Genomic DNA, 10,649 nt, shown 5'->3' on the forward strand with positions numbered 1-10,649 from the left:
ATACAATGAAATGCGACCGCACTTAAGTTTGGATATGAAAACACCAAATCAAGTGCATAAAAAAGACCTGGCGCTTTCGCACCAAGTCTTTCATTAAAACCGTCAACCTATTTCAGGACGGGACAAACAATGTTAACCTCAACCAAATCACCGGCTTTTTGTAATACCACGGCGGCCAACAAGTACTCCAGCCCAAACATAATAATAAAGGCGGTGGTGACTACAGCCATTGAGCCAGCAGCACCCGGAATCATACCTGGGCGGCCGCCAAACACGGCGGTAATAAAGCCAACAAAAAACGAGCCATAAAGCCCCATCATTGGGTCAACTCCCGCTACAAAGGTAAACGCAACGGCTTCGGGAATGAGCGTAAGCACAGCGGTTAAGCCGGCTAATACATCATTTTTTAAATTAGCGCTGCGTTTGCTTATTAAATCAAACATAGGGTTCCTTAGGGTGCATAAATAAACTAGATGCCATAGCGCTTTAAGCGGATAGCAGTATGTTTAGGTGTTTTAAATTTACGTGTATAGGGCGTGTTGATCTTTGCGGATTGAGATTTGTTCAATCTAGGGGCGATCAAATCGCGGCGCGAGGTTTGTAACCTAGTGGGCTCGATAACTGCTCCTGCGTTATTCTAATGACTTACATCCATGTAAGAATAAGTAAAAACCGAGCAAAGCTTCCGCGTCCTGCTCACGCCCCTTACCTACTTCCATGTAGGCAACAAAGAATTTATCGCCCCTAGGCAGAACCCAAAGGGCAGCGTATGTTTGGCATTTATGCTACGTTATCGCCTATTTATGGGGAGTAACCACACTTCATAGGCTCTGCCTTGCCTAAAAACCAAACATACTGCTGCAAATTCAAACGCCAAAGGTCAACACGCCCACGTTATTAGAGCTAAGTGGAGGGCACTTAACTGACAAGCGGCTCAAAACCATTGCGGTGTGAGCTTAATGCTAAGTAATAAAATTATAATGCGTTAGCGATGCTTTAAATTGAGGGCGCATAATACGCTGATATAATTAAAATAATTACCCATAATTTATTTGAAACACTTTATAAAAACTATTAATAATGCAGTGCAATATGCAGGCAATAAAAAGCCCGGCGTATTAGGCCGAGCTTTAATGGTTGGGAGAGAAACTTTAATTATTTGGCAGTGGGTGCCGGTTGAATACTTATAGGCTGCGATTTACCAAGTAGCTTACGGGTAAGGCGCTTAGCGTCTTCTAGTGCTACGTATTGGCAAGGTATAAGTATTAAAGTAATTACCGTGGCAAATAGCACACCAAAGGCCAGCGATACCGCCATAGGAATAACTATTTTAGCCTGTAAGCTGGTTTCCATAATAATTGGCATTACCCCAATAAATGTAGTGATTGAGGTAAGCAATATAGCTCTAAAGCGCTTTGCACCGGCTTGCATAACGGCTTGTTTTACGGCCATGCCTTCTGCGCGTGCTTTATTTACAAAATCAACCATTACGAGTGAGTCGTTTACGACTATGCCCGCTACAGCAATAATGCCAAACATAGACAGCCCGCTCATGGTCATACCTAATATTACGTGACCAAACATTGCACCTACTACACCAAATGGAATAACTGACATAATAATAAGCGGCTGCGAGTAAGAGCGAAGCGGAATGGCTAATAAGGCAAATATAATCATCAGCGATATAGCAAAGTCGCGTAACTGCTCATCGGCACTGTCCATTTCTTCTTGTACGCGTCCAGCCACATTACTTTTAACGCCTGGGTAGCTTTTAAGCAATGAAGGTAAATAGGTATCGCGAATTTCTTGTGCAATAGCAAACGGCTCAACTTGGTCAGTATTTACCGCTGCCCACACATTAACAGTACGGTTTGAGTTTTCACGACGAATACGGTTTACACCATCTACTAGCCTAACTTCGGCTACTTCGCTTAACGGTACTTCTGCGCCGGTTGGCGTAATAATACGCGCATTTTGAATGTTGCTAATTGAGTTACGCTCGCTTTCTGGGTAGCGTATCATTACTTTAATTTCTTCGCCTTCGCGTAAAATACGCTGTGCTTCTAATCCGTAGTAACTAAAGCTTACTTGCGATGCAACGTCGGCAAGTGTAAGTCCCATGCTGTAGGCCAGTGGTTTTAAATCAAGCTGTACTTCGTCGGTGGCACTTTGCAGTGAGTCGTTTACATCGCCTACACCTTCCATGCTTTGTAGTTTAGCTTTTAATTTACCAGCGACTTCTTTTAGCTCATCGGCATCTTTGCCTTGTAGCCTAAAGCTTACGTCGCCGTCATCACGTCCGCCGCTAAAAATATTATCTTGAATATTAAGCGTTTTAACACCTGGAAGCGGGGGCATTTGTTCGCGCCACAGGGTGCTTAATGCAAAGGTGTCGATAGGGCGCAAGTGTGGCTCTACTAAAATAGCCATAATGTTTGCTTGAGTACGCCCACGTAAGCTTACCGATAAATCGCGGATCATGCTTTGGCCGTATTGCTCTTCAAGCTCTTTATCTACTTTGAGTAAAACATCTTCTATTTTACGGGCAGTTTCAAGGGTGGCTTGCTCCGAAGAGGCCAAGTTCATTTCAAGCGTAATACGCGGAAAATCATGCGGTATTTTAGGGTTAGGCACAAACTTAACTAAGCCGCCTGCAAACATACCTGCACTGACTATTAATATGCATAAAAAGCCAATAATTACGGTATAACGATAATGTATACAATGACCTATAAAAGGCGTGTAATAGTTTTGTACAAAGTGTTTTAAGCCACTATCAACCACATTACGCAGTTTGTGTAATGGGTTTTTAGGGTTAGGTTTACGTGGGTTCATGGCTGCAATATGCGCAGGTAATATTAGCTTTGATTCAATCAGCGAGAAAATCAAACACAATATAATAACCACACCAATGGCTTTAGAAAACGCAGCGCCTGGGCCCGATGCCATAGCTTGCGGTAAAAACGCCGCGATAGTGGTTAAAACCCCAAAAGTGGCAGGCATTGCAACGCGCTTAACTCCGCGAATAACATTATCAAGGCTATGGCCGTGTTTTTCTATTTCGGCACTGGCAGACTCACCCACGACTATGGCATCGTCGACCACAATGCCAAGTACAATAATAAAGGCAAATAACGACACCATGTTTATGGTGATGTCTAAAAAGCCAATTGGCATAAACAAAAAGGCACCTAGAAAAGACACCGGTAAGCCCATCATTACCCAAAAAGCTAAACGCAGCGGTAAAAACAGTGCCAGCACTATCATTACTAAAATACCGCCCCATACCATGTTGTCGATCATCATATCGAGTCGACCTTCAAGGTAGTAAGTTAAATCAACAATAGGGGAGAGCTTTACGCCTTGTGGAAGTTTCGATTGTGTTTCTGCCATGTAGCCCTTAAGAATTTTAGCTACATCGGTAATGTCTTGATCTTTTGAGGCATCTACTTCAAACGTGAGTGAGTTTTTACCGTTATATTTAGAGTAAAGTAAGCCTTCTTCAAAGCCATCATTAATCGTCGCTACATCGCCTAAGTTAATCTGTGCGCCATCGGCAAGCGTTATAAGCGGAAGCTTTGCAAATTCACCACCACGGTAGGCTTGTTTTTCGACACGCATTGAAATATAGCCAGTGTCAGAGCGAATTTGCCCTGCCGACATATTGGTAGAAAAATTTTGCACCGCACTTGAAACATCTCTAAAAGTTAGGCCATATTCACGTAGTTTGTCGGGGCTTATTTCTATGCCTATTTCGTAATCTAGGCCACTGTAAAAGTCGACTAAATTAACGCCAGGCAAGGCGAGTAGTTCATCTTTTATGTCGTTACCTAGCTCTTTAAGCTGGTAGTAACTCATGTCGCCATAAAGCGCGAGGATCATCACCTCTTGCTGAAATTTTTCACGTTGAATAACGGGGCGCTCCATTCCTGCCGGAAAGGTATTGATAGAATCAACTTGCGCTTTTATTTCGTCTAGGGCTTCTTGTAGGTCGTATTTTTCTTCTATTTCTACCCACGCTTGCGCATAACCTCGGTTAGAGTAAGTGATTAAGCGTTTTATACCCTCGGTACCCTCAAGGTTTTCTTCAATTTTTATCGTGATACCTTCTTCAACCTCTTGCGGGGCTGCGCCTGGGTATACCGCTTGAATACTCACCCAGTTACTTTCAAACTGCGGAAATGCCTGTTTACGAATTGTCAGCGCTGTTAAAAGCCCGCCAATAAGTATAAAAATCATGATGAGGTTTGCCGCCACTGGATTACGTGCAAACCAAGCAATTAAGCCTTTTTCTGAGGTACTCATGGTGTATCCTCTTTAAGTGCTAATTGAGTCACATCGCTTTTAGGCTCAGTGCCTTCCAGCTTAACCGCCATGCCTTCTGTTGGGTATTCAAGGGCAGAGGTAATAAGTTGCTCGCCACTGTTTAAGCCTTGGTCCGCAATCACCATACCGTTTTGTTCACGTACAATATTAAGCGTTTTAAAACTCAGGGTGTGATCGTCGTTTAAAATAGCAATTTTATTATTTTTAACTAAATGGTGCGGAACTATAATCGCGTTATCAAGCGCGCGGCCTTTTATGGTGGCATTTATATAAGAGCCAAAACGCAGTGGTTTGGTGTTATCAGCATATGGGGTGGGCAGCTGAGCAACTAAATAGCTCATACGGCTGGTTTGATCTACCACACCTTCACTACGTACCACCTTGGCTTGCCATGTTGTTTGCTTGCCGGCAAATTCAGCGTTAAGCGTAACCAATGCGCCAATACCGCCGTTATCTAAGTATTGCAGCTCTTTATCTGCAACCGGTAAACGTACCTCTGCAACCGAGGTAGCGCTTAGCTCGCCAAACTTGCTACCCGCACTAACCACTGAGCCTAAGCTAATGGTGCGTTGGTTTATTATAGCGTCGTAAGGGGCTTTGATGTACGTGCGTTCTAAATTACGTTTAGTACGTTTTACACGGGCTTGGGCAGAGCGAAAGTTTGCCATTTTTTCTGCAAGTTGTGGTTTACGTAAATAAAGCTCCGATGCAATTGCATCGCTTGAGTCTGATTTAATACGTTCCCATTCGGCTTTAGCTACGTGAGCTTGCGCGCGCTCTATTTCAAGCGCTGAACTTGCTTGGGCAAGGCCTGCTTCGGCCTCAATTAAATCAGCCTCGTAATCATTTGGATCAATTCGTGCTAAAATATCGCCTTGCTTAACAAACGCGCCTTCAACAAATTGTTTGGCTACTGAAATAACTTGCCCGCTTACTTGTGCAACCAGTTCTGTACGGTCTTTAGGTTTTACTACGCCGTACGATTTAACATCGAGCGTTATTGCATCAATGTTCACGTTTTGCGCAGCAACAAGTGGGCGAGTGTCTTGCTCTGGTTTTTCTTCTGGTGGCGTTTTCATGGCCGAAAGGCCAAAAGCGAGTGCAATCCCGGCTGCTAAAACCGCGACTGGTAATAAAATTTGTTTTTTAGTAGCCACAAGGCATTCCTTCATATATTTGGTGACAAGGCAATAATACGCAATAAAGTGTTTACAAGGCGTTTTAAGATGTAACAAAGCATTACATATGTGTATTACAGATAAATAATGGGCTAGGCAGGGTGTTAATTTAAATACAAAGGCCTGGCTTTAACTAACAGAGGTATTTATGAAAACAGAGCCTATGGCATGTCGCTTAGGCTGCGGCGCATGTTGCATTGCCCCAAGTATTAGCTCGCCCATACCCGGAATGCCAAACGGTAAAAAAGCCGGAGAGCGTTGTATTCAGCTTGATGAGAACAATTTATGTAAACTATTTGGCGATGAAAGCCGCCCTAAAGTATGTAGCGATTTTAGCGCCACGCGCGATGTATGTGGGTCTACTAATGCAGAGGCTCTAGCGCTTATTACCGAACTTGAGCAGTTAACCTAGCTTACGAAGTTAATACACATATATTTACATTTATCTATTACCGAGTGATTTTTTTAAGTAATTAAAAGCTGCGCTTTTCACGCGAGCAAGCTCTGCGTCTACCGAAAATGTGCAGATATATGGTTGTTTTGTAGACGTAAAGCTTGCTTACGTGACAGGTAAAACCTGTAAAAGTGATTTATTCACAAAGAGGGCAAGAGGCGCGGTGCTTTTAGAGGAAGAGATTAACTTTAAGTAATCGTTGGTTTGTGTTTTCTCATTTACTACTCATTCGCTTCTCTTTGTGCAACTTTTTAGCTTTACTTTATATAAAAACGCGCTGCTTTTACTGGCTTAAGGCCATAAAGTGAATAACTCACAAAGAGGGCAAGAGGCGCTGCGCTTTTAGAGGAAGAGATTGATTTTAAGTATTGGTTGGCTTTTGTTTTCTCATTTACTGCTTATTCGTTTCTTTTTGTGCAACTTTTTAGCTTTGCTTTATATAAAAACGCGCTGCTTAAGGCCATAAAGTGAGTAACTCACAAAGAGGGCAAGAGGCGCGGGGCTTTTAGAGGAAGAGATTAACTTTAAGCAATAGTTGGCTTTTGTTTTCTCATTTACTCCTCATTCGCTTCTCTTTGTGCAATATTTTTTGCATAAAAACTATGCTTTTGTATCAATAAACACAGCGTTTACAAACCAAAGTATAAATTGAGTTTGTAAACGCCGCTTTAATTTTACCAACTATACGTTGCGCTTAACGTATATTGCTCACCGCGCCCTGGTGTACCAGGTATTTCTTCAAACGACTCATCCCATAAGTTGTCAGCCGCTAAAGTAATAAATAAATTGCTTAACTGAGGCGGGGTTATTTTAAGCGTGAGTTGGGTAAAAAGCGCGTTGTCGTCGCCGTTTCTAAGGGCGTTTTTGTGCTGTGTACGCCATTCGTTATCTATTCTAAATTCTAAAATATCAGTTGGGTTATACACAGCGCCAAGTGTTAAACGGTGATCGGGGAAGTTTAATGCGTAAAAACTGGCATCAATATCGGCTGCGCCGTAGTTCTCTGATTTATGTAAATAGGTGTAGCTAGCAATAAGTTTTGCTGTATCAAAGTGCTTAGTTGCTAAAAATTCAACCCCTGAAGTATCTATATCAACCGGGTTTGCAAAGCGCGCTGAGGTAGAGTCAAAATTAAAGGTCCAGTCGGTTAAGTTACTATCTTTTCGATAAAAAATAGCCGAGTTTAACTGCCAGCTTTGCTCTTCAAGTAATATACCTAGCTCTAAGTTTGAAGTGGTTTCGCGCTCAAGGTTGTAGTTACTTCTAAATAACCCGCCAGAATCGCTACCGCCAATGGCTGTATAGCCTGCAACTTGACTCGCCTGCGCGTACGATAAATAAAGGCTTTGCGCTGTGCCGTCATTATTTTGGGTATTTAAGGTTATATCACCAATGGCTGATACTTCAGCATCATCACGGTTTGTATCGTCATACGCAGCCCCTAAACGAAATATAAGCTGTTGATTAGCCTTTAGCGCCATTGTGTATTGGGGCAATACGCTCAGCTTATAATATTTTCGTGAGGTAAAGTTGTTTTCAAGTGTGGTTGATTCAATCGAGTCATCAATAAATTGTGCTGAGTAATTGACTGCAAATGCATTGCTTTGTGCATGGCGGCCGGAAAGAGCAAGTGACTTAACCTCGCTTTTATGAAACGCTTCGAATGCACTTGGGTTTTCGCGCGAGTAAATATAGTGATCGTCATGGGTGCGGTAATACGCCGATACTTCAAAATTACTGTTCTCAGCGTAATTTTGTTTGTGATTAAGCATCCAAAGGCGGGTTTCTAAATCTTCAGTTTCGTTAACGCCAAAGGGAGTGTATAAATTGGGCCAGCCAAAAAACTTATCTTGCGAGCCATAAAATAAATCGGTTTGGCTATTCTCACTTGCCAATTGCACGCGAGCTGAGGCGCGCGAAAAGTCATGGTCACCATTATCAATAGTGCCATCACTTTGCGAGTGAGAATATTCACCTTCAAAACCTAAGGTATAGCCAGCTAAGCTATCAAGTTGTGTGTTTTTAGCAGCGTGAATACTTTGAAGATTAAAGTCGTTCGTACCAGTACCAAGCGATACACTACCGCCAGTAATAATCGGTTTCCAACCAAACGAAACCGTACCTACAGAGCTGTTCATACCGTACAGTGCGTTATCGGCACCGGTTAGAACTGCTGGGCCGCTTAGCATTTGCGGTGCAATGGGAATTTCAGCAAAATAATGACCAGATTGCGGGTCAAGCAGGGTAGCACTGCCTATTCTAAAGCCGGTGTTTTCAAAAATACCGCCACGAATAGTTACATCAGCTTGCGCCTCAGCCATATTGCGCGATTGAAGATCTACACGCGGATCGTATTCTAAATTAGAAATAGGCGAGTCAAATGTACCTACAGGCAGTTTATTCGCAGTAGGCGAAGCCTCCACTGTTATTTGCTCGATTGAAGACTCATCAGATAACGTATTAGCATAAGCAAATGGAGTAACGCTGCATAATAGTGCAGGCAATATAATGTGTGCTGTGCGGTTCATGTGTTTCTCATCGTTTTTTTATTTGTAGCTGCGGTTACAATTAATTTCAAAGCTTATATTTGAGCATGATAAAATAGCCAAATGTAACAGCAGTCATTTTGTGCGCGATTGTACATTAATTTGTTAATATCTGCATTTGATAACCATTCACACTTTTCTCATTAGGTAACATTTATAATGGATATTAAAGAACACAATACTATTTACTTTGCTGGTGGGTGCCTATGGGGCGTACAAGAGTTTATGAAACACTTACCAGGTGTTGTTAGCACACAGGCAGGGCGCGCTAATGGTACAAGTAAAACTACAGATGGCGAATATGATGGTTATGCTGAATGCGTAAAGGTAATTTTTGACCTAAACGCCGTTAGCTTAAATAAGCTGTTTGACTACTTTTTTGAAATTATTGACCCATACAGCATTAATAAACAAGGGGATGACGTAGGCCCTAAATACCGCACTGCTATTTACAGCAAACACCAAAGCCATTTAGAGGCAGCAAACAAATATATCAAAAAGCGCAGCGATGCCGATAAAATTGTAGTACAGGTAGAGCCGCTAACTAATTACGTACCAAGCGATCCTGAGCATCAAGACCGTTTAACCAACCACCCAGATGACTATTGCCATATACCTTTTGAGTTATTGTATAAGTATAAGTTGTCATAGAGTTATACTTAGATTACAGGTTACTCAGGCCTTTCAAAGCGATACAATTTAAACGAGCCAGTTTGAAGAGTTGTACCTTTGTGGTTTGAATACATATAGCCTTTGAGTTCTCGGTTGTCTTTATGAATAATTAGCTTATTTGCGAAGAGTGGATTGCTGGTAGTGATTTTCAGTACGTTGTCTATTTCTTGAATATCTTGTTGCATAAAAGTGGTGCTGATTATGTCATTGGTTCCACTTGCAAAATAGGTGAAATATGACTCTTTATTTGGGTGAAATTCAATACTTACGAGTTTTTGATTGCCGTCTAAATTTAATAATCCTACCCAAAAACCATATAAACCTGACTTTTCTATAGCTGCTAATTCATCTATTCTAGAGCGGTATTTATCTATAAATGTATGGACGGTAGATTGCCTTTCTTGTTTTTCCAACCGGTAAGTTTTTGACATGACAAAATCATCGTCTGCATTAGAATAAATTTCTAACACCTCAAATGAATTATCTAAATAACGGCTTAAAATTAATGTAAATTGCAGATGCTCTTTATTAGGGCTAATGAGTTTGATAGTGCAATTAATGCGATTGCATTTAATATCGTTATCATTAAACGCAATTGATTTATTTCTATGAAATGCACTGGCGATATTTGCAATGATTAAACGGTGTTCTCCGTTTTCTTTTATTTCCAGTACATTGTATTCGAAATTATCTTTGTAAATGCCTTGCCACAAACCTGGAGTTAATTTTAAATTTTCCGCATGTGCGGGGAGCGAAGCAAAAAAGACGAACAGAGTGGCTGTAAAATATTTTAAAAATGCCAAGGTATGAGTCCTTTATTAACAAAAAAGCTCACATTTTGTGAGCTTTTTAAAAACTAACTTTAAACTTACAGCTGCTTTTGCGGCGGGAAGTTGCTTAAAATATTAGCGACTGTTTCTTTAATTGATGCTTCGCGTTGCTCAGGCGATTGTTTTTTCTTTAAACGGCCTTCTTTTGCGCCGCGCCATACAAGCTGGTTTGATTCGCGGTCAATAATATCAATTACTAACGTACCCACTTCGTATTCGCGGGCGCTAATATCGCGTTGAAAACCCGTACCCCAGTATCCCCAACGTGCGCCGTAGCCTACGTTAAAGCTGTCTACTTCTAGCTCTTTATCTACCGATGCATGGTAGTTAACTAGTACGTCAGCTTGGGCTGGGTCTACTAGGCTCATACCTAATGTTTGGCTAAGCTCATTATTAACGGCAGTACGTACACGTTTTTCCATTAAGCCGTTAATTTGGTAGTTTGTGGTGTCTTTGGTTAGGCTCGCGTTTTCTACCCAAGCAAATGTTTTAAAATTACTAAAGTTGGCTGATTTGTCGTAATCCCAGTCTGGGGTTTGCGTACAGGCTGTAAGTAATGTCAGCGCTGCAACAATAAGTATATTTTTCATTACCTTTGCTCCAATAAAATGCGTTAATTTAAAATAACACACATCGTTTAAAT

At 41.6% G+C, this 10,649-nt stretch carries 8 protein-coding genes; 2 read left to right on the forward strand and 6 right to left on the reverse strand.

The features are described 5' to 3' along the window. Nucleotides 1-107 precede the first annotated feature (107 nt). The 3 genes from PSH41_RS02685 to PSH41_RS02695 all read right to left on the reverse strand — a co-directional run bounded on the left by PSH41_RS02685 (nucleotide 108) and on the right by PSH41_RS02695 (nucleotide 5,483). A complete protein-coding gene (locus PSH41_RS02685) occupies nucleotides 108-443 on the reverse strand; it encodes a SulP family inorganic anion transporter (RefSeq protein WP_273588392.1) in 336 nt (111 codons plus the stop codon). Nucleotides 444-1,155: 712 nt separating this feature from the next. Beyond that, nucleotides 1,156-4,305, reverse strand: a complete 3,150-nt coding sequence (locus PSH41_RS02690; RefSeq protein ID WP_273588391.1) for an efflux RND transporter permease subunit — start codon at nucleotides 4,303-4,305, stop codon at nucleotides 1,156-1,158. After that, a complete protein-coding gene (locus PSH41_RS02695) occupies nucleotides 4,302-5,483 on the reverse strand; it encodes an efflux RND transporter periplasmic adaptor subunit (protein WP_273588390.1) in 1,182 nt (393 codons plus the stop codon). Before PSH41_RS02695 ends, PSH41_RS02690 begins: the two co-directional genes overlap by 4 nt. Before the next feature lie 169 nt (nucleotides 5,484-5,652). Here PSH41_RS02695 and PSH41_RS02700 point away from each other — a divergent pair, with 169 nt between their 5' ends. Then, nucleotides 5,653-5,916, forward strand: a complete 264-nt coding sequence (locus PSH41_RS02700; protein WP_029774574.1) for a YkgJ family cysteine cluster protein — start codon at nucleotides 5,653-5,655, stop codon at nucleotides 5,914-5,916. A 716-nt stretch (nucleotides 5,917-6,632) separates the two neighbouring features. Here PSH41_RS02700 and PSH41_RS02705 read toward each other — a convergent pair. Further along, on the reverse strand, nucleotides 6,633-8,486 hold the full coding sequence (locus PSH41_RS02705) for a TonB-dependent receptor plug domain-containing protein (protein WP_273588389.1): 1,854 nt from the start codon (nucleotides 8,484-8,486) through the stop codon (nucleotides 6,633-6,635). Nucleotides 8,487-8,663: 177 nt separating this feature from the next. Here PSH41_RS02705 and PSH41_RS02710 point away from each other — a divergent pair, with 177 nt between their 5' ends. Beyond that, nucleotides 8,664-9,155, forward strand: a complete 492-nt coding sequence (locus tag PSH41_RS02710; protein WP_273588388.1) for a peptide-methionine (S)-S-oxide reductase — start codon at nucleotides 8,664-8,666, stop codon at nucleotides 9,153-9,155. A gap of 20 nt (nucleotides 9,156-9,175) precedes the next feature. Here PSH41_RS02710 and PSH41_RS02715 read toward each other — a convergent pair whose 3' ends face one another. Further along, nucleotides 9,176-9,979, reverse strand: a complete 804-nt coding sequence (locus PSH41_RS02715) for a methionine sulfoxide reductase (RefSeq protein ID WP_273588387.1) — start codon at nucleotides 9,977-9,979, stop codon at nucleotides 9,176-9,178. 65 nt (nucleotides 9,980-10,044) lie between these two features. Continuing rightward, nucleotides 10,045-10,596, reverse strand: a complete 552-nt coding sequence (locus PSH41_RS02720; RefSeq protein ID WP_273588386.1) for a DUF4136 domain-containing protein — start codon at nucleotides 10,594-10,596, stop codon at nucleotides 10,045-10,047. Nucleotides 10,597-10,649 lie beyond the last annotated feature (53 nt).

Source organism: Pseudoalteromonas sp. CST2 (genome assembly GCF_028599385.1).
In the GTDB taxonomy this organism is placed as follows: Bacteria; Pseudomonadota; Gammaproteobacteria; order Enterobacterales; family Alteromonadaceae; genus Pseudoalteromonas; species Pseudoalteromonas atlantica.